Here is a 21,425-nt window from a genome sequence, read left to right on the forward strand (position 1 = left end):
GACCGCATGCCGCGTCCCGACCCTGCGGAGCGATAAGGACGTGCCTGACCGGGGCGCGTCTCGGGAAAAGGAACGAACCATGGCCAATCTCGCATCGACCTTCGTCGGCATAAAGTCACCGAACCCGTTCTGGCTTGCCTCGGCCCCGCCCACGGACAAGGAATACAACGTGCGCCGGGCCTTCGAAGCGGGCTGGGGCGGCGTGGTCTGGAAAACGCTCGGTTCCGAAGGACCGCCCGTCGTCAACGTGAACGGCCCGCGCTACGGGGTCGTCTACGGCGCCGACCGGCGGGTTCTGGGCATCAACAACATCGAACTGATCACCGACCGCCCGCTCGAGGTGAACCTGCGCGAGATCAAGTCGGTCAAGCGCGACTATCCCGACCGGGCGCTTGTCATCAGCCTGATGGTGCCCTGCGACGAGGACAGCTGGAAGGACATCCTCAAGCGGATCGAGGATACCGGGGCGGACGGGGTGGAACTGAACTTCGGCTGCCCGCACGGCATGGCTGAACGCGGCATGGGCTCGGCCGTTGGTCAGGTTCCGGAATACATCGAAATGGTCACGCGCTGGGTGAAGAAATATAGCCGCATGCCCTGCATCGTTAAGCTGACGCCGAACATCACCGATATCCGCCGCCCGGCCGAGGCGGCCAAGCGCGGCGGTGCGGACGCAGTGTCGTTGATCAACACCATCAACTCGATCACGAGCGTCAACCTCGACACTTTCGCTCCCGAGCCGACGATCGACGGCAAGGGCACCCACGGCGGCTACTGCGGCCCCGCGGTCAAGCCCATTGCGCTGAACATGGTCGCCGAGATCGCGCGTTCGCGCGAAACCGCCGGCATCCCGATCAGCGGCATCGGCGGGGTGACGACCTGGCGCGACGCGGCCGAGTTCATGGCGTTGGGCGCGGGCAACGTTCAGGTCTGCACGGCGGCGATGACCTACGGCTTCAAGATCGTGCAGGAGATGATCTCGGGCCTGTCGCAGTACATGGACGAGAAGGGCATGACCTCGACCGCCGAGCTGGTCGGCCGGGCGGTGCCGAACGTCACCGACTGGCAGTACCTGAACCTCAACTACGTCACCAAGGCGGTCATCGACCAGGACGCCTGCATCAAGTGCGGCCGCTGCTATGCCGCCTGCGAGGACACGAGCCACCAGGCCATCACCATGTCGGCCGACCGCACCTTCTCGGTCAAGGAGGAGGAATGCGTGGCCTGCAACCTCTGCCTTGACGTCTGCCCTGTCGAGGGTTGCATCACCATGCGCGAACTTGCGGTGGGGGAACTGGACCAGCGGACCGGCCGCAAGGTCGCTACCTATGCCAACTGGACGACGCATCCGAACAACCCGGCCGCGCAGGCGGCCGAGTGACGGGGATCTGATGCGCCGGGGCTGTTTTCGGCGGCCCCGGCGCCTGACCCTTGATGCGCCCTTCGCGCCGCTTTGGCGCCTGCGGCGCGATCACCGACCCGTGCGTTGACAGCCGCCGCCCGCGATGGTCCGCTGACGGAAACCTGACCGGAGGCCGCATGCCGCGCACACTCGCCCCGTTCGTCGGACTCCTCGCCCTCGCCCTGCCGGCAGCGGCGATGGAGTGGACGCTGAAACCCGGCGACCAGCCCTACGCACCCGCCGACCTTGCCGCACGGCTCGATGGCCAGACGGTCAGCTTCTACGACGGGGGTCGGTCGGAATACGGGCCGGGCGATGCCTATGCCTATGTCTATTCCGATGACGACAGGGTGCCGGGCACTTACAGGATCACCGACTCGGGTGAGGTCTGCGTCGAATTCGTCTACGGCGCACGGCGCTGCGATCTTTACGTCCGCAACAACGGCCGCGACATCCTGATCGACGAGAAGGGCGACCGCTATCCGGTCCGCTGAGCGGGAGCGATCAGCTTGGTGAACAGAAGGTCGAGGAAGTCATGCGCCTCGGCATAGGGATCATGGCCTTCGCCCAGAACCGCGCGCACCTGCACCTCGAAGTCCGCGTAGTGCTGCGTCAGCGCCCAGATCGCGAAGATCAGGTGATGCGGGGGCAGGTCGGCGATCCGCCCCTCGGCCGCCCACTGCCGGAGCACCGCCGCCTTTTCATCGACCAGCGATTTAAGCTCCCCCCCCAGAAGCTCCATCAGCCGCGGCGCGCCCTGAAGCACCTCGTTGGCAAAAAGCCGGCTTTCGCGGGGGTAGTCGCGCGACAGGTCGAGCTTGCGGCGGACGTAGGCGAGGATTTCGCGCGTCGGATCGCCGGCGGGGTCGAGCGTGCGCAACGGGTCGAGCCAGGTATCGAGGAGCCGCGACAAGAGGTCGAGATGGATCGCCTCCTTCGAGGGGAAGTAGTAAAGCAGGTTGGGCTTGGAAAGCCCCGCCCGCTCGGCGATCTGGTCGAGCGTCGCGCCCCGGAACCCCTGCTGGGAAAAGACGTCCAGCGCCGCCTCGCGGATCAGTTCGCGGTTGCGTTGCTGGATGCGCGTCCGGGCGCGCGGCTTGTGGCGATCCTCGTTCAAACCCCCTCCACCCGGTCGCGCGGCCGATCAGGCTCCCATCCCTGCTAGCTTGGCGCCATCCTGAACGCAACCGCGAATGGCGCCGGATGGGGCAGCGGGCAGGCCGTTCCCGACCCTAGGCGTCCTGGACACGCTGACAGCCAATGATCGCCCGCGCCAGAAGATCGGCCGCACGCGTGGGCCGCTTTCTCGGATAGACGATCTGGAAGGTGTCGAAAAAGGTAATCCGGTCCCGTGCGAGTGTGCGTAGCCGGCCACTGCGGACCTCGGGGGCTGCATAGTGGTCCGGCAGAAAGCCGATGTAGGCGCCGGACAGGACCAGAAGCAGCGTGCTTTCCATGTGGGCCGACACGGCCCGCCAGTTGAAATCGACCCCGCAGATCGGAACCTGCGGCATGTAGGTGCGTCCGGCGAAGTCCTGGCGGGCAAGAACGGCATCCGTGACGGATGCCTCGGCGGCCGGAAACAGCGGATGCCCCTGCCCGCAATAAAGGTTCTGCCGTTCCTCGAACAGGTCGACGACATGCATCTGGCCCAGCGGTTGTTGCGCGGGCATCAGAACGACCTGATAGCGCCCGTTGAGGATCCCCTGCGACAGCGCCTGCGGTGCCGCGATGTCGATGGACAGGCGGACCTGCGGTGCCAGCCCCGCGAATTGCGCCACCGCGCGGTCAAGCCCAAGCGCCCGGTTGGTCAGCATCGCGTCGACCGTCCCGAAGCTGAGGTCGCCCGAAAGCTCACCCTGCGCTTCCAGCACCACGTTCTGGAAACGGTCGATGGAGCCGAAGAGATCGAGGATCGCGGAATGGACCTGCCGCCCCTCCTCTGTCAGATAGAAGCCGCCGCGCCCCCGTTCGCACAGGCGCACCGCAAGCCGTTCCTCCAGATGCCGCATGTGTGCCGAAATCGTTGCCTGCGTCATCCCGAGGCTGGCCTGCGCTGCGGAGAAGCCGTTCGCCTGAACGATTTCCGCGAACACGCGCAAGAGCCGCAAGTCGATGTCCGTCAGCCCGCGTTTTCGCCCGATGCGCACGTTTTCCGATCCCATACATTGAATATTTCACAAGTGAACGTAGAAACATAGATATTTTACGGTGATACAGGCCGTGTTTTCCTGACCCGTGGGCTACAGCGGGAGGGAAACGATGTCAGGCAACGCATACGACCGGGGAAGGCTCGATCTGCCGTTCGTCGGCATCTGCACCTTTGGCAAGCGTCCCTACGTCGCCGACTGGGACGCGATCGAGGCCGATGTCGCCATTCTGGGCGCGCCCTTCGACTTCGGCACCCAGTTCCGCGCCGGCGCACGCTTTGGCCCGCGCGGCATCCGCGAGGCGTCCACGCTTTTCGCCTTCGGCCACGGCGGCGCCTACGACCATGAGGACGATGTTACCTATCTGCCCGCCGACCGGGTGCGGATCGTCGACCTCGGCGATGCCGATATCGTCCACACAGACACGGGCCAGAGCCACGCCAACATCGCCCATGGCGTGCGCACGATTCTGGCCGCGGGGGCGCTGCCGGTCGTCCTGGGGGGCGATCATTCGATCAACATCCCCTGCATCGACGCCTTCGAGGACGACTGCGCCAGGAACGGCCCCATCCATATCGTCCAGATCGATGCGCATCTCGATTTCGTCGATGTCCGCCACGGGGTCCGGTTCGGCCACGGCAACCCGATGCGACGCGCCTCGGAAAAGGGCTGGGTCGCGGGACTGACGCAGCTTGGCATCCGCAACGTCTCCTCGACCTCGCGCGAGGGGTATGAGGCCGCCCGCGCGGCAGGGTCCGACATCCTCTCGGTGCGCCAGATGCGCGCGCTTGGGACCGAGGCGGTGCTGGGGCGGATCCCGGACGGCGCGCGGGTTTACCTGACGATCGACATCGACGCCTTCGACCCGTCGATCGCGCCCGGCACCGGCACGCCGAGCCACGGCGGCTTCCAGTATTACGAGGTGCTGGAACTGCTCGCCGGGCTTTGCCGCCGGAACCGCATCGTCGGTGTCGACCTGGTCGAGGTTGCCCCGGACTACGACCACTCGGGCTGCACCTCGATCCTTGCCGCACAACTGCTTCTCAATCTGATCGGCCGCATCATGCATGCGCGCGAGGCCTGAGCCATGGGGCGCGTGGCCTACGACTTCTCCGGCGAGGCGGTGCTGGTCACCGGGGCAAGCCGCGGCATCGGCCGGGCAGTGGCGCGGGCCTTCGCGCTGGCCGGGGCCGAGGTCGCCGTCCTTTCCTCGGGCGAGGGGATCGTCACCGCCGCGCGCGAGATCGCGGAGGAGACGGGGCGCCCGGTGCGCGCGCTCGTCTGCGACATCACCGACAGCGCCGCGGTTCGGGACGCGTTTGCCACGCTCGGGCGGATCGACGTTCTGGTGAACAACGCGGGGCTCGAGGAGATCACGCCCCTGCTTGAGGACGGCGACGAGGTCGAGGCGCGCTTTCGCCGCATCACCGACATCAACACCCATGGCACCTTCCTGGTCACGCGCCACGCCGTGCCCAGGATGCGCGCGGGTGGGCGGATCATCCTGACCGCCTCGATCTGGAGCCGCGTCGCGGTGGCGGAGTTTGCGGCCTATGTCGGGTCCAAGCACGCCAATCTGGGTTTCACACGGGTGGCGGCGAAGGAACTCGGCCCCCGCGGCATCCGGGTGAACGCGGTCTGCCCGGGCTGGGTCCGGACCGAGGCGGCGATGCGCTCGCTCGCCGAAATGTCGCGCCGCACCGGCCGCAGCGAAGGCGACCTTCTGGCCGAGATCACTGCCGCGCAAGTCCTGCCGGGGCTTCTGGAGCCGGACGATCTTGCCGCGCCCTATCTCTTCCTCGCCTCCGAAGGGGCGCGCGACATGACCGGGCAGGCGCTGATGCTCGACCGCGGCGAGGTCATGGCATGAGCGCGCGGGTCCTGGTCACCGGCGCGGCGCGGGGCATCGGTGCGGCCTGCGCGCACGCCTTTGCCGAGGGTGGCGCGCTGGTCGCCGTAGCCGATCTGGCCGCGCCTTCCTGGGACGGCCCGGCATTCGCCTGCGACGTCGCGGAGGAAGCTGCGGTCGCTGCGATGGCCGGCAGGCTGAAGGCGGAATGGGGCGGGCTGGACGTGCTTGTCCACTGCGCGGGCATCATCCACGAGGCGCCGCTGCTCGACACCCCGACCGAGGATTTCGACCGCGTGATCGCCGTCAACCTGCGCGGCAGCTTCCTGGTCGGCCGCGCCGCAATCGGGTTGATGACGCCCGACCCGGAAAACCCGCCGCGCGTCCTGATGATCGCCTCGGACATGGCGCATTGCGGCCGTGAGACGTTTTCGCCCTATGTCGCCTCGAAGCACGGCGTCCTGGGCCTCGTGCGCAGCTGGGCGAAGGAATTCGCGCCGGGCATCCTGGTCAACGCGATCTGCCCCGGCCCCATCGACACCGAGATGCTGGGCGCCACGAACATGAGCGCGGAGTGGCGGGCGCGGGAACTTGCGATCCCGCTCGCCCGCTTCGGCCAGCCGGAGGAGGTCGCCGCCCTCGCCCTTTTCCTCGCCGGAGAAGGCGGCCGCTTCTTCACCGGCCAGGGCATCGGCCCCAATGGCGGGAGCGTGATGTCATGATCGCCAATCCGATCCCCTGGCCCGATGGCGCGAAGTGCGCGGCCTGTGTCAGCTTCGACATGGACGCCGACAGCCTGATCCACATTGCGCATCCCCAGGACGGGCACAGCCGGGTCGCGGCCATCTCGATGCTGCGCTACGGCCCCGAGGTCGCGATCCCGCGCATCGTCGAAAGCTACCGCCAGCTTGGTATTCGCCAGACCTTCTTCATCCCCGCCTGGTGCATCGAACAGTATCCGCAGGCGGTGGAGACGATCCTGCAGGGCGGGCACGAGATCGCGCACCACGGCTTCCTGCACGAACATCCGCGCGAACTGACCGACGACGAGGAGGCGCACTGGCTCGACCGCGGCATCGAGGTGATCGTCAGGGCCACCGGCCGGCGCCCGCGCGGCTGGCGCGCGCCGCTTTACAATTTCTCCCACCGCTCGGCCGATCTGCTGGCCTCACGCGGATTCGCCTACGATGCCTCGCTGATGGGTGACGACCAGCCGTATCTGATCGACTGCGCCGCCGGGCGGCTGGTCGAGTTGCCGTCGCACTGGGGCCTCGATGACTGGCCGCAATACGTGCAGTCGATGGATCTCGACTACATGATGCCGATCCGTGCGCCGGGCGACGGCTTCCGCGCCTTCGCGGAGGAGTTCGAGGCGGCCTATGCCCACGGCGGGCTGTGGGTGCCTGTGGTGCATCCCTTCGCGACCGGGCGGTTGGCGCGTTGGCAGGTCGTTCATCGCTTTCTCGCCGCCGTGATGGAGCGCGGCGACGTCTGGTTCGCGCCGATGGAGGAGATCGCGGCGCATGTGCAGTCGGTGGTGGCGTCGGGCGCGTGGGTCCCGCGCATCGACCGGCTGCCCTACTACGCCGGCCCGGTCCGGGTCGGATGACATCGCCGCCATGGCGTGGCGGCGGCAACGGGCCGCAAGCGGCCGCAAACGGGAGGGCAAGGCAATGGATGGCAACGAGGCCCGGTGGCTGGCCGAAATCGAACGCCGCGCGGCGATCTACGACGCCGAGGGGGATACGCGCGAGGGGCGGCTGGTTGCCGCCGACTACCTCGGGATGGCGGCGCTGATGCTGGCGCTGACTGTCGGCTTCTGGATGTGGGCGGTGTGACATGACGACGAAATCCGCATCGGAAACGTTGGAGCGGCGGTCGGGTCCGGCCGCGGGATCGCAAGGCTGGAGTGCCGCGGCCGAACGCGGCGACGCGCCGCTTCTGCCCTCCGAAAGGCTCTGGGGCTTCAAGGAGTTCACCTTTGCGAACTCCGCGCTCGCCATCGCCACCTGGGCCTTCCTGATCGGCGGCGCCGTCGGCCTGTTCGTCGGCCCGAAGGAAGGCATCGCCGCCATCGTCATCGGCAACATCTTCGGCGTCGTCCTGACGGCGCTCGCGACCACGGTGATGGCCGGGCGCTACGGGGTCGAGCAGTTCGTAGCACTCCGCAGCCAGTTCGGCTACAACGGCAGCCGGCTGGTCTACCTGCTCGCCGTCATCGTCCTGACGATGGGCTGGCTTGCCGTCCTTGCGATGATGTTCGGCCGCTCCATCGACGGGCTGACCGCGCTGGCCAGCGGGGGGGAGGCATCGCCCCTCGGGATCAAGGTCGCCATCGCCTCGGTCGGTGCGATCCTGCTGACCTGGTTCATCGTCGCGCGCGGCCCGACCTCGATCAAGGTCTTCAACATGATCGTCGCGCCGGCCCTCGTGCTTCTGATGGTCGCGATGCTCTGGCTCATCCTCAGCCGGCACAGCTTCGGCGATCTGATGGCGATGGAGGCGCTCGACCCGCCGTTCGAGGACAGGCACCTGAACTTCATCATCGCGATCGAGATCAACATGGCGGCGGGCTTTTCCTGGTGGCCCTACATCGGCAACCTCGCCCGCCTGACCCGGAACGAGCGGACGGCCTTCTGGCCGAACATCCTCGGCATCTTCGGGGCCGCCGTGCTGGGCGAGATCGTGGGACTGCTGGCGGCGGTCGCGCTGGGCGACAGCGATCCGACGATCTGGATGACGCAGATCGCCGGCGTTGCTGTGGGGGTCGTTGCGCTGGGTTTCATCGCCTTCGCCAACATCACCTCGATGGCGAACATCCTCTACACCTCGATCGTCGGGCTGCGTCAGGTCGGCACCGAGGGGCTTCGCCGGCTTGGCTGGGGAACGATCCTGTTCGGGTTCTGTATCATTCCCCTGATCCTGGTTCTGGCCTACCCGCAGATGTACGACGGCTTCTTCATCTTCCTCGTCTGGACCTCGGCGCTCAATTCCGCGCTCGCCGGGATCGGGATCGCCGACTACTTCTTCCTGCGCCGCCAGCGGCTTGACCTCCGGGCGCTGCACGGGCCGCAGGAACACGGAAGCTACCGGTTCATCGGAGGCTTCAACCCGATCGGGCTTGTGGCGCTTGCCATCGGGTTCCTGACCTATGTCTGGCTCTTCAACCCCCAGACGCTCGATAACGTCGCGGCCTTCCGCTACCTGACCGCGTCGCTGCCGTCCTGCGTCATCGCGGGGCTTGTCCACTACGTCCTGACGCGGCTCTTCGCACACGGCCGGCATTGGGGCGATTACCCGCGCGGCTGACACCCCAACGGCAGGCGCCTCGTGTGCGCCTGCCGATCATCCCGAAACCATCATCACATCCCGAACGACAGGGAGGGAACGCCATGAGCAAGTCCTTCGACTACATCATCATCGGTGCCGGTTCGGCCGGATGCGTCCTTGCGAACCGGCTGAGCGAAGACCCGGCGACGCGCGTTCTGGTCCTGGAGTACGGCGGTTCGGACAAGTCGATCTTCATCCAGATGCCGACGGCGCTGTCGATTCCGATGAACGGCACCAAGTACAACTGGAAATACATGACCCTGCCGGAACCCGGCCTCGACGGGCGGCAGGTGCATTGCCCGCGCGGCAAGGTGCTGGGGGGGTCATCCTCGATCAACGGGCTGGTCTACATGCGCGGCCATGCCCGCGACTTCGACGAATGGGAATTGCTCGGTGCAAGGGGCTGGGGCTATGCGCATTGCCTGCCCTACTTCCAGCGTGCCGAGGCCTGGAAGGGCGGCGGCGACGAATGGCGGGGGGGCGGCGGCCCCCTGGCCACGAACGCCGGCAACGAGATGCGCAACCCGCTCTACCGCGCGTTTGTCGAGGCCGGGCGCGAGGCGGGATACGTCACCACCGACGATCCCAACGGCCATCTGCAGGAAGGCTTCGGCCCGATGCACATGACGGTGAAGGACGGCCGCCGCTGGTCGACCGCCAATGCCTATCTGAAACCCGCGATGAGCCGGCCGAACCTGACCGTCCTGACCCATGCCATGACGCGGCGGGTGATCCTCGAGGGCAAGCGCGCCGTCGGGGTGGAGTACGATCACGACGGCCAGCGCCATGTCGCGCGGGCCGCGCGCGAGGTGCTGATCGCCTCCGGCCCCATCGGCGCGCCGCATCTTCTTCAGCGGTCCGGCATCGGCCCCGCCGAGGTGCTGCGCAAGGCTGGGGTCGAGGTCCTGCACGACCTTCCGGGCGTGGGCGAGAACCTTCAGGACCATTCTGAGGTCTACATCCAGTATGCCTGCAAGGAGCCGATCACCCTGAATGGCAAGATGGGGCTTTTCAGCCGCTTTCTCATCGGCGCCGAATGGGTGCTGTTCAAGCGCGGGCTTTCGGTGACGAACCATTTCGAAAGCGGCGGCTTCATCCGCTCGGACGCGTCGCTGGAATGGCCGGACATCCAGTTCCACTTCCTGCCCGCAGCGATGCGCTACGACGGCAAGAAGCCGCTGAAGGGCCACGGCTTCATGGTCCTGACCGGGCCGAACAAGCCGAAGAGCCGGGGCCATGTGCGCCTGCGCTCGGCCGACCCCTACGAACAGCCCGACATCCTGTTCAACTACCTCTCGCGCGAGGAGGACCGGGAAGGGTTCCGCCGCTGTCTGCGCCTGACGCGCGAGATTGTCGCCCAGCCCGCCTTCGACCGCTTCCGCGGCGAAGAAATCGCCCCCGGACAAGAGGTGCAGAGCGATGACGAGATCGACGCCTGGGTGCGTGAGACGATGGAAAGCACCTATCACCCCTGCGGCACCTGCCGGATGGGCGAGGACGCGATGGCGGTGGTGGACAGCACGCTGAACGTGCGCGGGATCAAGCGGTTGCGGGTGATCGACAGTTCGGTTTTCCCGACCGAGCCGAACGCCAACCTGAACGCCCCGACGATCATGCTGGCGGAAAGGGCGGCCGACATCGTGCGCGGGCGCCCGCTTCTGGCGCCGTCGAACGCGCCGGTGGGGCTGGCCCCGGGCGCGGGGAAGACCCAGCGCAGCGGTGCCCCCGTCCGGGCAGGACAGGTGCCGCGCCGCTGAGCTGCCTCCAGGCCGGAAGGCCGGAAACGGAATGGGCGCTGACCGCGAAGGCGAAGGCTGCGAACAGCCCGCCCACCAGCGGCCTGTCGCGATCAGCGCCCATCCCCCGAGGGGGCGTCGGCGCATCGCTGCGTGCCTCGGTCGCCCCGGGGAAGGGTGAAAGCCCGCGGATGCGGGCCAGGAAAGGATCGGGCGCCCTTGGCCTTGCGGATCCTCCGTTCCGTCATGGTCAGGGAAGCCGTCATGAGGCTTCAGCCGTTTCGAGCGTGCACCCGCCCGCCCCCAAGCGCAGCGCGACATCGGCCAGCGTGGACCGGTCGAGATCGGCGAGGAAGGCGGCCTCGGCCGACCGCAGTCGCGCCTTGAGGCGGCAGCGCCCGTCGATCGAACAATCGCCGCCGCCGGTGGCAAAGCATTCCACCAGCGGCTGCCCGTTCTCCAGAAGGCCGATCAGCGTGCCAAGCCTGATCTCGCTTGCGGGCCGCGCCAGCGTCGCCCCGCCGCCGCCGCCGCGCCGCGTGGCGACGTAGCCGGCCTGGGCAAGCCGCTGCATGATCTTCGTCAGATGATGGCGCGACAGGCCGAATTCCTCAGCCAGTTCGGCGGTGGAGAACCCGCGCTCGGGCGCGCCCGCCATGCGCATCATCATCCGCAGTCCGTAGTCGGTGAAGGAAGTCAGGCGCATGGTGCGGCGTCCCGGGTTGAATAAGTATTTACAATACCAATTAGCAGGATTAGACAGGATTGCAAGCGGAACCGGACCGTCGGCGGGCCTGCCCGCCCGAAGGCGCGGCCCGGCGGGCGAGGAATCCGATCAAGGCACGCGATGGGGGAGGGCAGGGGAATGACCGAAGGCATCGCAGGTTTGCGTACGCCGCTATGCGATCTTCTCGGCTGCGACGTGCCGATCCTTCTCGCCGGAATGGGGGGCGTGGCGCGGTCCGAACTGGCGGCGGCGGTGGCCAATGCGGGCGGCTTCGAAATGCTGGGCATGGTGCGGGAAAGCCCGGCGCTGATCGCCGAGGAGGTCCGCGCCCTGCGTGCCCTGACCGACCGGCCCTTCGCGGTCAACGTGATCCCCTCGGCCACGGACCCGGCACTGCTCGAGGCGCAGATCGGGCGCTGCCTCGACCTCGGGGTGCGCGCGTTCACCTTCTTCTGGGACGTCATGCCGGAGGTGGTCGCCCGGATGAAGCGCGAGGGCTGCCTGGTGCTGCATCAGGTCGGCACGGCCAAGGCCGCGCGGCAGGCCGAAGACGCCGGGGCCGACGTGATCATCGCGCAGGGGATCGAGGCGGGGGGCCATGTCCATGGCCGCACCGGCACCTTCGCGCTGGCCGAGGCGGTGATGGACGCCGTCCGGGCTCCGGTCGTCGTCTCGGGCGGGATCACCACGGGCCGGGGGCTGGCCGCCGCGCTGGCGATGGGGGCGCAGGGGGTGCAGTGCGGCACCGCCTTTCTCGCTACAAGCGAATCCTTTGCCCACGACTACCACAAGTCCCGCGTGGTCGACGCCACGGGCGAGGATACCGTCCTGACCGATGTCTTCGTGCTGAACTGGCCCAAGGGCGCCGCAGTGCGCGTGATCGCGAACAGCATCACCGAAGGGCTGGAGGGGCGCCTTCTCGGCCATGACCCCGCGACCCTTCCGCGCGTGCCGATCGCACGCGACGGCGACACCCCGCGCCTGCGCTTCAGCACCGATTCCCCGATGCGAACGACGACCGGCGCGCTGGAGGAGATGGCCCTTTACGCCGGTCAGGGCGCGGGGGCGATCCGCGATGTCGTGCCCGCCGCCGAACGCATCCGCCGCATGGTGCGGGACGCGGAGGACTGCCTTGCCCGCCTGGTCTCGCCCGTCGGAGGCCGCCCGTGACCCGCGATCCCGATGCCTCCGCGGGGCGCTATGCTTCTCCTCCCTGCATGGCGGCAGAGGTCGATCCGGCCTATTTCGACCCGCTGGCGGTCGATCCCGAACAGGCGCGCGATGTCGCACGCTGGCGCAAGGCCGAACGCGCCCGTCTGCGGGGCGAACGCGACCGGCTGTCGGTCGCCGACCGCCAGGCGGCCGGGGCGGCGCTGTGCCGGCATCTGGCGGCGCTGATCGGCAAGAGGTTCGGCGGCGCGCGCGGACGGGTGTTTTCCGCCTACTGGCCGATCAAGGGAGAGCCCGACCTGCGCCCCCTGATGGCGGAACTGCATCATGCCGGCGTCCTGATCGCCCTGCCGCTGGTCGAGGTGAAGGCGGCGCCGCTGGTCTTTCGCCGCTGGACGCCCGATACCCGGATGGTGCGCGGCGACTGGAACATCCCGGTTCCCCCGCCCGAGGCCGAGGCTGTCACGCCCGAGATCGCGCTTGCCCCGCTAGTGGGCTGGACCCACGACGGCTACCGCCTTGGCTATGGCGGCGGCTACTTCGACCGCACCCTTGCGGCACTGTCGCCGCGCCCCTTCACGATCGGCGTCGGGTTCCAGACGGCGCGGCTGGAAACGATCTATCCGCAACCGCACGATATCCGGCTGGACCTGATCGTGACGGACGCGGGGCCCCGGGACGGCGGTGGCGGAGCATGAGGCCCCAAGCGGTCGCGGGCGCGTCCGGTTTAGCTCACGTCTTGCGGATGCAGCGAGCGCAAGACCTCCCAGACGGCAACCTCGGCCCGCCCCGCCGCGCCGGCCAGCCGTACCGCGGTCACCTGAAGATCGCAGGACGGCAGCCGGGATGACAGGTCGACAAGACCGCCGCGCTGCACATGCGGCGCGGACAGCGACGCCGGCACCCAGGCCACGCCTATTCCCACGGCCGCCATCTCCAGCGCGGCAAGCGTCAGCGCGGTCTCGACCTTCGGCACCACGCCCGCGGCCAGGCCCAGACGTGGCATGATCTCCCTCTCGAACACCTGGCCGAAGAAGACTTCGGCCGGATAGGCGATGACGGGAAGCCCCTCCGGCAGGCGCGCAGTCTCGATAATGCCGACGGCGGCGCGGCTGCAAACGGGGATCAGCCGGTCCATGCCGACCGGGAGCGTTTCGATATAGTCGGCTTCGATCGGATGCTCGTTGCCGTGAATGCGGTAGACCAGCGCGATATCGGCCTGTCGTGCCAGCAGCATCGCAAAGCATTCATCGAGGTTGGCGGAGCGCAGGCGGACGAAAACATCCTCGTGCCGGGCCTGGACCGACTGGAGGATGGCCGGGGTCAGGGCGGTCGTCAGGGCATGCTGGCTTGCGATGACAAGGCGGTTCGCGCGGCGGCGGTCGCCGCGACGCAAGTCCGCCAGAAGCTGACGCAGAAGCGAGGCCGCAAAGACGATACGCTCGCGCTGGTCCTCGGTCGTCGGGCGCAGTTGCACCGGCTTGCGCGCCCGGTCGAACAGTTCGGCCCCGACGTAGTCCTCGATGATGCGGATCCTGCGCGAGAAGGCGGACTGCGTCAGATGGCGCCGCTCCGCCGCTTCGGAGAATGATCCCGTCTCCGCAACCGCAAGGATGTCTTCCAGCCATTCCAGCCGCATCTCGCCCCCTCTAACTTGCACAACTTGCAACATAGATCAAAAATTTCGAATTTGCATTGCACAATACGGGGTGCGAACCTTGAAACACGCAAGTTGCAGAAGGACAGCACCATGCACCTCGCCCGGTTTCCGCGTATCTTTCTCGCCCACCTGCCGACGCCGCTCGAACGTCTCGACCGCCTGTCGAAGGAACTTGGCGGGCCCGAAATCTGGATCAAGCGCGACGATTGCACCGGCCTGTCGACGGGCGGAAACAAGACCCGGAAGCTTGAGTTCCTGATGGCCGAAGCCGAGGCGATGGGCGCTGACGTGGTGATGACGCAGGGCGCGACCCAGTCGAACCACGCCCGCCAGACCGCCGCCTTCGCGTCGAAGCTGGGGATCAAGTGCCACATCCTGCTCGAGGACCGGACGGGGTCCAAGGATCCGAACTACACTGGCAACGGCAACGTCCTGCTCGATCACCTGCACGGCGCCACCACGGAGACCCGGGCGGGCGGCCTTGACATGAACGCCGAGATGGAAGCCGTGGCCGACCGGCTGCGGCGCGACGGCAAGAAGGTTTACACCATCGTCGGCGGCGGATCGAACCCGACAGGGGCGCTGGGCTATGTCAACTGCGCCTTCGAGCTTGTCGGCCAGGCCAACGACCGCGGGCTTGCCATCGACCACATCGTCACCGCGACGGGCAGTGCGGGAACCCAGGCCGGGCTTGTGGTCGGCCTCAAGGCGATCAACGCGGGGATCCCGCTGACCGGCTTCGGCGTTCGCGCGCCGAAGGCCCGGCAGGAGGAGAACGTCTTCAACCTCGCCCTGACGACGGCAGAGAAGCTCGGCTGTCCCGGTGTCGTTTCGCGTTCGGACGTGGTGGCCGATTGCGACTATGTCGGCGCCGGCTATGGCATCCCGCGGGAGGATACGATCGAGGCGATCCGCATGTTCGCGGAGCTTGAGGGCATCCTGCTCGACCCGGTCTATTCCGGCAAGGGGGCGGCAGGGCTGATCGACTATTGCCGGAAAGGGCGGTTCCGCAAGGGCGAGCGTGTCGTGTTCCTGCACACCGGCGGGGCGGCGGCGCTGTTCGGTTACGATTCCGTCTTTTCCCAAAGCCGGCGGATCGCGGCGGAGTAGCCATGGCGCCCCCCAGGTTCACTGGCAGCTTCACACAGCAGGAACCGATCCCGGAGGCGGGGATCGAGGCCGCGGTTGCGGTGATGCGTTCGGGGCGGCTGCATCGTTACAACGTGGCCCCGGGCGAGGCTTCGGAAGCCTCGGCGCTGGAGCGGGAGTTCGCGCTCTGGCAGGGCGCGCGCTATTGCCTGGCGGTCGCCTCGGGCGGTCAGGCCATGCAGATCGCCCTGCGCGCCGCGGGCGTCCGGCCGGGCGATCCGGTGCTGACCAACGCCTTCACCCTGGCGCCGGTGCCAGGGGCCGTCGCGGCCGCGGGGGCGCAGCCCGTGCTGGTCGAGATCACCGAGGATCTGGTGATCGACCTGCAAGATCTGGGCGCCAAGGCGCGGTCGTCGGGCGCGCGGCATCTGCTCCTGTCGAACATGCGCGGGCATCTGTGCGACATGGAGGCGCTGATGGCCATCGCCGCCGCCGAAGGTGTGACGGTGATCGAGGATTGCGCCCACACGATGGGCGCGACCTGGAAGCGGCGCAAATCGGGCGGTTTCGGCCTGGCCGGGTGTTTCTCGACGCAGACCTACAAGCACATCAACTCGGGCGAAGGGGGGCTGCTGACGTCGGACGACGCCGAGTTCATCGCGCGCGCCACGATTCTGTCGGGCAGCTACATGCTTTACGAACGTCATGGCGCGGGGCCCGCTCCGGAAACCTATCAGGACATCCGCCTGGATACGCCGAACATGTCGGCGCGAATGGACAACCTTCGCGCCGCGGTTCTGCGTGCCCAGTTGCCCCTGATCGACGACAGGATCGACCGCTGGAACCAGCGCCACGATCGCATCGCGCGGCATCTGTCCGGCCACAACGCGATCCGCCTTCCGCACCGCCCGGCCGCCGAAGGCTACGTCGGCTCCTCGATCCAGTTCACGGTCCCGGGCATCCGCCCGGAAGCAGCCCGCGCCTTCCTTGCGGAGACGGCCGCCAGGGGTGTCGAGGTCAAGTGGTTTGGCGCGGCCGACCCGGTCGCCTTCACCTCGGCGCACAGCAGCTGGCGGTACGTTCCGCGCCAGTCGCTTCCGGCGACCGACCGGATCCTGTCGGGCCTGTTCGACATGCGCCTGCCGCTGACCTTCAGCCTTGAGGATTGCGACCAGATCGCCGGCCACATTCTGGAGGCCGCCTCCGTCGTCCTGGAAGACACGGCATGAGGCGCGTCGGCATCCTCGGCGGAATGGGACCAGAGGCGACGGTGCTTCTCATGCAGAAGTTGCTGGCGGCGGTACCCGCGGCCGACGACGCCGATCACGTGCCCCTGATCGTGGACCAGAACCCCCAGGTCCCCTCGCGCATCCGCTTCCTGCTCGAAAGGGGCGGCGAGGATCCGGGCCCGGTGCTGGCCGGGATGGCGCGGCGGCTGGAACAGGCCGGGGCCGAGGCGCTTGCCATGCCCTGCAACACCGCGCACCACTTCGCCCCCGCCATTCGGGCTGCGACGCGCCTGCCGTTCCTTGACATGGTCGCGCTTTCGGTTGACCGTGCGGCCCGGTTGGCGGGGAAAGGGGGTCGGGTCGGCATCCTCGCGTCCCCCGCGGTGCAGAAGGTCGCGCTTTTCGAGGGTCCGTTCGCGGCGGCGGGCCTGACACCGGAATACCCGGAAGATCAGGCGGCCCTGCTGGCGGCGATCCGGCGGATCAAGGCCGAGGGCCCCGCCGAGGACGCGCGGAACACCCTGCGCGCCGCATCCCGGGACTTGCTTGCCAGGGGCGCGCAGGTCCAGATGATCGCCTGCACCGAGTTTTCGCTGATCGCGGACTCGGTGGCAGAGGGGGCACAGGTCTTCGACACGCTCGATGTTCTGGTCGAAGCCATCAGGGAATTCGCGATCGGCAACAGCGCGAAGAAACGGCAGGCGGCGGGATGACCGCCTGACGGCGAGACAACACTGACAAGGAGGGAAACAACCATGTTGAAGACACTCAAGTATCTTGCGATCGGCGTTTCGGCTTCCGCGCTCATGGCGGGGTCTGCCCTGGCCGAGAAGATCATCATCGGGCATTTCGGCAACCCGACGCCGATGCAGCTGCTCGCGTCCTCGGACGCCCTGCAGCAGGAAACCGGCTGGGAGATCGAGTGGCGCAAGTTCGCCGCCGGAACCGACGTCATCGCGGCGATGGCATCGGGCGATGTCGTGCTGTCAGAACTCGGCTCCTCGCCGCTCGCCATCGCGGCGAGCCAGGGGGTCGATCTGCAACTCATCGCGTTTTCGGACGTCATCGGCAAGGCAGAGTCGCTGATCGCGCACGAGGGCTCGGGCATCGCAAGCACCGCCGACCTGAAGGGCAAGCGCATCGCGGTGCCGGTCGGATCGACCGCCCACTTCTCGCTCATGGGGGCGCTTCAGCACGAAGGCATCGCCGAGGCCGATGTCACGATCATGAACATGCCACCCGACCAGATCGCCGCCGCGTGGGAACAGGGCGTGATCGACGCGGCCTGGATCTGGCAGCCGGTCCAGTCCGAGATCCTGAAGACGGGCACGTTTGTCCTTGGCGCCGACCAGACGGCGGAATGGGGCTTTCCGACGTTTGACGGCTGGGTGGTGGATCGCGAGTTCGGCCAGGCCAACAAGGACAAGATCGTGGCCTTCCTGAAGGCGATCGACCAGGCCAACGCCTCATACCTGAAGGATCCCGCGGCCTGGACGGTCGACAGCGCCGAAGTGGAGACGCTGGCCACCGCGACGGGTGCCGACCCCGCGCAGGTGCCGGAAATCCTCGAAGGTTTCACCTTCCTGCCGATGGCGACGCAGGTCAGCGATACCTGGCTTGGCGGCGCCGGCGCGACCATCAAGGGAACGGCCGACTTCCTCAAGTCTGCGGGCCGCATCGACGCGGTTGTCGACGACTATTCCGGCTTCGTAAATGCCGAGTATGCTGAGGCTGCGAAGTAGGATCGCAGGTGCCCGGGCCCCGCTGTCGGGGCCCGGGACCGCCGAGGAAAGGACACGCGCATGGGGCTGACCATCAACCAGGCCTCGGTCGTCTATCCCGCCGCGGATGGCCGCCCCCCGGTCGAGGCGCTGAGCCGGATCGACCTTGCCATCGACAACGACGATTTTGTCGTCGCACTCGGCGCTTCGGGATGCGGCAAGTCGACACTTCTGAACCTGATCGCAGGCTTCCTGTCGCCGACTTCCGGCGAAATCCTGCTGGACGGGCACAGGGTGCAGGGGCCGGGCGCCGACCGGGCGGTGGTCTTCCAGAAGCACGCGCTCCTGCCCTGGCTGAACGTCATCGACAACGTCGCCTTCGGCCTGAAGCTGCAGGGGGGCGCCGAAAAGGCGCGTTACGAGATGGCGGGAAGGTTCATCGCCCTGCTCGGGCTCGACGGTTTCCAGAACTCGCCGGTCTACAAGCTCTCGGGCGGGATGCAGCAGCGCGTCGGCATCGCGCGGGCGCTCACCTGCGACCCGAAGGTGCTGCTGATGGACGAACCGCTGGGCGCGCTCGACGCGCTGACGCGCGAGAAGGCGCAGGAACTGATCCTGCGGATCTGGAGCGAGACGCACAAGTCGGTGTTCTTCATCACGCACTCGGTCGAGGAGGCGCTGTTCATGGGGACCAAGCTTATCGTGATGTCGCCGCGTCCGGGGCGCATCGCGCACCGCTTCGACCTTTCGTTTTCCCGTCAGTTCCTGGCCGGGCAGAGTGCCAGGCAGGTGAAGGCCTCGCCCGAGTTCATCCGCCTGCGCGAACAGGTCCTGGAGATCATCTTCGCCGATGAGGAGGACGCCGCATGAGCGAGCGCGCCAGCAAGGAGACCGTACCCGGAGCCGGTGCGCCCTCAGCACCGCCCCCCGCCAACGCGCGCGCCGGGGCATTCTCCCGGCTGACCCGGTCACGCCCCACCCGCCCCGGCGAGGTCTACGGCGTTCCGGGCCAGGGCGACGCCTTCTGGCTTTCGCTGGGTTCCATCGCCTTCATCATCTTCCTGTGGTGGCTCGTGACCTTCCTGGGCTGGGTAAAACCCCTCTTCGTGCCTTCGCCGGGTGCTATCATCGCCAAGTTCGTGGACGTCTGGCAGAACGGCTTCACCAACACCTCGTTCGTCGAACACGTCTGGATCTCGACCGCGCGCGTCTTCGGGGCGTTCCTGCTGGCCTGCGTCGTCGGCATTCCGCTGGGCATTGCGATGGGGATGAGCCCCACGGTGCGCGGGATATTCGACCCTCCGATCGAGTTCTACCGGCCGATCCCCCCGCTGGCCTATCTGCCGCTGATGATCATCTGGTTCGGCATCGGGGAAACATCCAAGGTGCTGCTGATCTTCCTCAGCGTCTTCGCGCCCGTGGCCCTTGGCTCGCGCTCCGGCGTGCGGTCGGCCGCGATCGAGCAGATTCACGCGGCCTACTCCTTCGGCGCCACGCGCTGGCAGGTCATGCGGCACGTCATCCTGCCCTCGGCCCTGCCGGAAATCCTGACCGCGATGCGCATCGGGATCGGGTTCGGCTGGACCACGCTGGTCGCGGCGGAAATGGTCGCCGCGACCAAGGGGCTTGGCTACATGGTCCTCTCGGCCAGCCAGTTTCTCCAGACCTCGACTGTCATCATGGGCATCGTCGTGATCGCCGCGATCGCCTATGCCTTCGACCTCCTCATGCGCTTCGTGGAGCGCAAGGTTGTGCCCTGGAAGGGCCGCATGTGAGCTACGACCATGACCGTGACCTATCTGAAGAAGGCGGGGCGCACCGCTGAAACCGACCAGCCGGACGTGCGCGCCGCGGTAGAGCGGATGCTGGCGGAGATCGCCAGCGGCGGCGATGACGTGGCCCTGCGGCTGGCGCGGGACCTGGACAAGTGGGACGGGGAGATCGTCGTCACGCAGGACGACATCCGCGCCGCCAGAGATCGCGTGCCCGAAAAGCTCAAGGCAGACATCCGTTTTGCCCACGACAACATCCGGCGGTTCGCCGAGGCGCAGCGCGCCACGATCCACGACTGCAGCGTCGAGATCCTGCCGGGGCTGACCGCTGGCCAGCGCCAGATCCCGGTGCAGGCCGCGGGATGCTACGTGCCGGGCGGGCGCTACAGCCATATCGCAAGCGCGATCATGACGATCACCACCGCCAAGGTCGCCGGTGTTGCGCATGTGTCGGCCTGCTCCCCCCCGCGACCCGGCGCGGGCATCCCGCCCGCGATCCTCTACGCCATGGACCTCTGCGGCGCCGACACCGTCCTGAACCTCGGCGGCGTGCAGGCGGTTGCGGCGATGGCCAACGGTCTTTTCGGTCTCCCGAAGGCCGACATCCTGGTCGGCCCCGGCAACCAGTATGTCGCCGAGGCGAAACGCATCCTTTACGGCCAGGTCGGGATCGACATGTTCGCCGGCCCGACCGACTCCATGATCGTCGCCGATCGGGGCGCCGATCCCGTCCTTGTCGCCTGGGATCTCGTCGGTCAGGCGGAACACGGCTACAACTCGCCCGTCTGGCTGGTGACGACGGACCGCGCGCTGGCGGAGCGGGTGATGGCCTTGGTTCCCGGCCTGATCGCGGAACTGCCCGAGGTGAACGCCCGCAACGCCCGCGCCGCCTGGGAAAGCTACGCCGAGGTGATCCTGTGCGACGCCGACGAGGAAATGGCAGGGGTCGCCGACGCCCATGCGCCCGAACATCTTCACGTTCAGGCCGCCGACCTCGACTGGTGGCAGGGCCGCCTGATGGCCTACGGCTCGCTCTTCCTCGGCGAGGAAACGACCGTGGCCTACGGCGACAAATGCGCAGGGCCGAACCACGTCCTGCCCACCTCGGGGGCCGCGCGCTATACCGGCGGGCTGTCGGTCCACAAGTTCATGAAGACCGTCACCTGGCAGCGGGCAACGCGCGAGGCGTCCCGCGCGCTCGGCATCGCCACCGCACGAATTTCCCGGCTGGAAGGGATGGAGGGGCACGCCCGCACGGCCGACGTGCGCCTGGCCAAGTTCTTCCCGGGCGAGACCTTCGATCTCGGCCCCTCCGACGACCCGACCTGACGGGCGCGACCCGCACCTGACGCCGCGCCTGGCCCGGGACGGGGGATTCCACCCGGCTGCGGCCGAGGTTCGCTTGCCTTGGTCTCTTGCGGGCTGCATTGGCGACCTGCCATCCTCTGATCGCTCAGATGCACGGTGGATGTTTTAAAACTGGAAGACCGTGCTTGATTGGCTCGAGGCAAGGACGGGGCGCACTCCAGATGACCCGTTCCGCATGTTGGCCGACATCAATCACTCGCAACCATCCGCGATCAGGCGACA

22 protein-coding genes are annotated in these 21,425 nt (G+C 67.7%); 18 read left to right on the plus strand and 4 right to left on the minus strand.

Annotated features, from left to right (window positions below; all coding sequences use genetic code 11):
* Nucleotides 1–79 precede the first annotated feature (79 nt).
* Together preA and N5I32_RS13790 are read left to right on the plus strand one after the other, a co-directional pair.
* Nucleotides 80–1,381 carry an NAD-dependent dihydropyrimidine dehydrogenase subunit PreA gene (preA, locus tag N5I32_RS13785; protein WP_261496452.1) on the plus strand — a complete coding sequence of 434 codons (1,302 nt, stop codon included), beginning with the start codon at nucleotides 80–82 and terminating at the stop codon, nucleotides 1,379–1,381.
* A 158-nt stretch (nucleotides 1,382–1,539) separates the two neighbouring features.
* Nucleotides 1,540–1,896: a hypothetical protein gene (locus N5I32_RS13790; protein ID WP_261496453.1), complete on the plus strand. Its 357-nt coding sequence runs from the start codon at nucleotides 1,540–1,542 to the stop codon at nucleotides 1,894–1,896.
* On the opposite strand, the gene N5I32_RS13795 is transcribed toward N5I32_RS13790, so the two are convergent.
* Nucleotides 1,881–2,519 (minus strand): TetR family transcriptional regulator C-terminal domain-containing protein, encoded by a 639-nt coding sequence (locus N5I32_RS13795; protein WP_261496454.1) that lies wholly within the window; start codon nucleotides 2,517–2,519, stop codon nucleotides 1,881–1,883. The two genes, N5I32_RS13790 and N5I32_RS13795, sit on opposite strands and share 16 nt — an antisense overlap.
* Nucleotides 2,520–2,634: 115 nt before the next feature.
* Complete coding sequence (locus tag N5I32_RS13800) at nucleotides 2,635–3,552, minus strand: LysR family transcriptional regulator (protein WP_261496455.1); 918 nt, start codon at nucleotides 3,550–3,552, stop codon at nucleotides 2,635–2,637.
* Nucleotides 3,553–3,664: 112 nt separating this feature from the next.
* On the opposite strand from N5I32_RS13800, the gene speB reads away from it, so the two are divergent.
* The 7 genes from speB (at nucleotide 3,665) to betA (ending at nucleotide 10,488) form a co-directional block, all read left to right on the plus strand.
* Nucleotides 3,665–4,636: an agmatinase gene (gene speB, locus N5I32_RS13805; RefSeq protein WP_261496456.1), complete on the plus strand. Its 972-nt coding sequence runs from the start codon at nucleotides 3,665–3,667 to the stop codon at nucleotides 4,634–4,636.
* A gap of 3 nt (nucleotides 4,637–4,639) precedes the next feature.
* Complete coding sequence (locus N5I32_RS13810) at nucleotides 4,640–5,422, plus strand: SDR family NAD(P)-dependent oxidoreductase (protein ID WP_261496457.1); 783 nt, start codon at nucleotides 4,640–4,642, stop codon at nucleotides 5,420–5,422.
* Nucleotides 5,419–6,123: an SDR family NAD(P)-dependent oxidoreductase gene (locus N5I32_RS13815; RefSeq protein WP_261496458.1), complete on the plus strand. Its 705-nt coding sequence runs from the start codon at nucleotides 5,419–5,421 to the stop codon at nucleotides 6,121–6,123. Before N5I32_RS13810 ends, N5I32_RS13815 begins: the two co-directional genes overlap by 4 nt.
* Complete coding sequence (locus N5I32_RS13820) at nucleotides 6,120–7,010, plus strand: polysaccharide deacetylase family protein (protein WP_261496459.1); 891 nt, start codon at nucleotides 6,120–6,122, stop codon at nucleotides 7,008–7,010. Before N5I32_RS13815 ends, N5I32_RS13820 begins: the two co-directional genes overlap by 4 nt.
* A gap of 64 nt (nucleotides 7,011–7,074) precedes the next feature.
* Nucleotides 7,075–7,239: a hypothetical protein gene (locus N5I32_RS13825; protein WP_261496460.1), complete on the plus strand. Its 165-nt coding sequence runs from the start codon at nucleotides 7,075–7,077 to the stop codon at nucleotides 7,237–7,239.
* 1 nt (nucleotide 7,240) lies between these two features.
* On the plus strand, nucleotides 7,241–8,710 hold the full coding sequence (locus tag N5I32_RS13830) for a purine-cytosine permease family protein (RefSeq protein ID WP_261496461.1): 1,470 nt from the start codon (nucleotides 7,241–7,243) through the stop codon (nucleotides 8,708–8,710).
* A gap of 83 nt (nucleotides 8,711–8,793) precedes the next feature.
* Nucleotides 8,794–10,488 (plus strand): choline dehydrogenase, encoded by a 1,695-nt coding sequence (gene betA, locus N5I32_RS13835; RefSeq protein ID WP_261496462.1) that lies wholly within the window; start codon nucleotides 8,794–8,796, stop codon nucleotides 10,486–10,488.
* A 241-nt stretch (nucleotides 10,489–10,729) separates the two neighbouring features.
* Here the strand turns inward: betA and N5I32_RS13840 are convergent, their stop codons facing one another.
* Nucleotides 10,730–11,173: an Rrf2 family transcriptional regulator gene (locus N5I32_RS13840; protein WP_261496463.1), complete on the minus strand. Its 444-nt coding sequence runs from the start codon at nucleotides 11,171–11,173 to the stop codon at nucleotides 10,730–10,732.
* A 159-nt stretch (nucleotides 11,174–11,332) separates the two neighbouring features.
* On the opposite strand from N5I32_RS13840, the gene N5I32_RS13845 reads away from it, so the two are divergent.
* Both N5I32_RS13845 and N5I32_RS13850 read left to right on the plus strand, forming a co-directional pair.
* Complete coding sequence (locus tag N5I32_RS13845; protein WP_261496464.1) at nucleotides 11,333–12,364, plus strand: NAD(P)H-dependent flavin oxidoreductase; 1,032 nt, start codon at nucleotides 11,333–11,335, stop codon at nucleotides 12,362–12,364.
* A complete protein-coding gene (locus N5I32_RS13850; RefSeq protein ID WP_261496465.1) occupies nucleotides 12,361–13,062 on the plus strand; it encodes a 5-formyltetrahydrofolate cyclo-ligase in 702 nt (233 codons plus the stop codon). The genes N5I32_RS13845 and N5I32_RS13850 overlap by 4 nt, the downstream gene beginning before the upstream one ends.
* A gap of 29 nt (nucleotides 13,063–13,091) precedes the next feature.
* On the opposite strand, the gene N5I32_RS13855 is transcribed toward N5I32_RS13850, so the two are convergent.
* A complete protein-coding gene (locus N5I32_RS13855; RefSeq protein WP_261496466.1) occupies nucleotides 13,092–14,003 on the minus strand; it encodes a LysR family transcriptional regulator in 912 nt (303 codons plus the stop codon).
* Nucleotides 14,004–14,114: 111 nt separating this feature from the next.
* Between N5I32_RS13855 and cuyA the strand changes: the two genes are divergently transcribed.
* The 7 genes from cuyA to hisD are packed head-to-tail and all read left to right on the plus strand — an operon-like array spanning nucleotide 14,115 to nucleotide 21,164.
* Nucleotides 14,115–15,134, plus strand: coding sequence for a D-cysteate sulfo-lyase (cuyA, locus tag N5I32_RS13860; RefSeq protein ID WP_261496467.1), 1,020 nt, complete (start codon nucleotides 14,115–14,117; stop codon nucleotides 15,132–15,134).
* A 2-nt stretch (nucleotides 15,135–15,136) separates the two neighbouring features.
* A complete protein-coding gene (locus tag N5I32_RS13865; protein ID WP_261496468.1) occupies nucleotides 15,137–16,342 on the plus strand; it encodes a DegT/DnrJ/EryC1/StrS family aminotransferase in 1,206 nt (401 codons plus the stop codon).
* A complete protein-coding gene (gene cuyB / locus N5I32_RS13870) occupies nucleotides 16,339–17,055 on the plus strand; it encodes a cysteate racemase (protein WP_261496469.1) in 717 nt (238 codons plus the stop codon). The genes N5I32_RS13865 and cuyB overlap by 4 nt, the downstream gene beginning before the upstream one ends.
* A gap of 42 nt (nucleotides 17,056–17,097) precedes the next feature.
* Complete coding sequence (gene tauA / locus N5I32_RS13875) at nucleotides 17,098–18,084, plus strand: taurine ABC transporter substrate-binding protein (RefSeq protein WP_261496470.1); 987 nt, start codon at nucleotides 17,098–17,100, stop codon at nucleotides 18,082–18,084.
* Between the two features lie 60 nt (nucleotides 18,085–18,144).
* Nucleotides 18,145–18,933: a taurine ABC transporter ATP-binding protein gene (locus tag N5I32_RS13880; protein ID WP_261496471.1), complete on the plus strand. Its 789-nt coding sequence runs from the start codon at nucleotides 18,145–18,147 to the stop codon at nucleotides 18,931–18,933.
* Nucleotides 18,930–19,838, plus strand: a complete 909-nt coding sequence (locus tag N5I32_RS13885; protein WP_261496472.1) for an ABC transporter permease subunit — start codon at nucleotides 18,930–18,932, stop codon at nucleotides 19,836–19,838. Before N5I32_RS13880 ends, N5I32_RS13885 begins: the two co-directional genes overlap by 4 nt.
* A 9-nt stretch (nucleotides 19,839–19,847) precedes the next feature.
* A complete protein-coding gene (gene hisD, locus N5I32_RS13890) occupies nucleotides 19,848–21,164 on the plus strand; it encodes a histidinol dehydrogenase (RefSeq protein ID WP_261496473.1) in 1,317 nt (438 codons plus the stop codon).
* The last annotated feature ends 261 nt before the right edge of the window (nucleotides 21,165–21,425 follow it).

The sequence above is a fragment of the Albidovulum sediminis genome (assembly GCF_025380365.1).
GTDB classification, from domain to species: domain Bacteria; phylum Pseudomonadota; class Alphaproteobacteria; order Rhodobacterales; family Rhodobacteraceae; genus Albidovulum; species Albidovulum sediminis.

Bases quoted from the DNA above. Each gene is read 5' to 3' on its own strand.
- N5I32_RS13885 (WP_261496472.1), top strand. From the start codon at position 18,930: ATGAGCGAGCGCGCCAGCAAGGAGACCGTACCCGGAGCCGGTGCGCCC.
- N5I32_RS13880 (WP_261496471.1), top strand. From the start codon at position 18,145: ATGGGGCTGACCATCAACCAGGCCTCGGTCGTCTATCCCGCCGCGGAT.
- cuyB (WP_261496469.1), top strand. From the start codon at position 16,339: ATGAGGCGCGTCGGCATCCTCGGCGGAATGGGACCAGAGGCGACGGTG.
- N5I32_RS13840 (WP_261496463.1), bottom strand. From the start codon at position 11,173: ATGCGCCTGACTTCCTTCACCGACTACGGACTGCGGATGATGATGCGC.
- N5I32_RS13815 (WP_261496458.1), top strand. From the start codon at position 5,419: ATGAGCGCGCGGGTCCTGGTCACCGGCGCGGCGCGGGGCATCGGTGCG.
- preA (WP_261496452.1), top strand. From the start codon at position 80: ATGGCCAATCTCGCATCGACCTTCGTCGGCATAAAGTCACCGAACCCG.
- tauA (WP_261496470.1), top strand. From the start codon at position 17,098: ATGTTGAAGACACTCAAGTATCTTGCGATCGGCGTTTCGGCTTCCGCG.
- betA (WP_261496462.1), top strand. From the start codon at position 8,794: ATGAGCAAGTCCTTCGACTACATCATCATCGGTGCCGGTTCGGCCGGA.
- cuyA (WP_261496467.1), top strand. From the start codon at position 14,115: ATGCACCTCGCCCGGTTTCCGCGTATCTTTCTCGCCCACCTGCCGACG.
- N5I32_RS13830 (WP_261496461.1), top strand. From the start codon at position 7,241: ATGACGACGAAATCCGCATCGGAAACGTTGGAGCGGCGGTCGGGTCCG.
- speB (WP_261496456.1), top strand. From the start codon at position 3,665: ATGTCAGGCAACGCATACGACCGGGGAAGGCTCGATCTGCCGTTCGTC.
- N5I32_RS13820 (WP_261496459.1), top strand. From the start codon at position 6,120: ATGATCGCCAATCCGATCCCCTGGCCCGATGGCGCGAAGTGCGCGGCC.
- hisD (WP_261496473.1), top strand. From the start codon at position 19,848: ATGACCGTGACCTATCTGAAGAAGGCGGGGCGCACCGCTGAAACCGAC.
- N5I32_RS13865 (WP_261496468.1), top strand. From the start codon at position 15,137: ATGGCGCCCCCCAGGTTCACTGGCAGCTTCACACAGCAGGAACCGATC.
- N5I32_RS13825 (WP_261496460.1), top strand. From the start codon at position 7,075: ATGGATGGCAACGAGGCCCGGTGGCTGGCCGAAATCGAACGCCGCGCG.
- N5I32_RS13810 (WP_261496457.1), top strand. From the start codon at position 4,640: ATGGGGCGCGTGGCCTACGACTTCTCCGGCGAGGCGGTGCTGGTCACC.
- N5I32_RS13845 (WP_261496464.1), top strand. From the start codon at position 11,333: ATGACCGAAGGCATCGCAGGTTTGCGTACGCCGCTATGCGATCTTCTC.
- N5I32_RS13790 (WP_261496453.1), top strand. From the start codon at position 1,540: ATGCCGCGCACACTCGCCCCGTTCGTCGGACTCCTCGCCCTCGCCCTG.
- N5I32_RS13855 (WP_261496466.1), bottom strand. From the start codon at position 14,003: ATGCGGCTGGAATGGCTGGAAGACATCCTTGCGGTTGCGGAGACGGGA.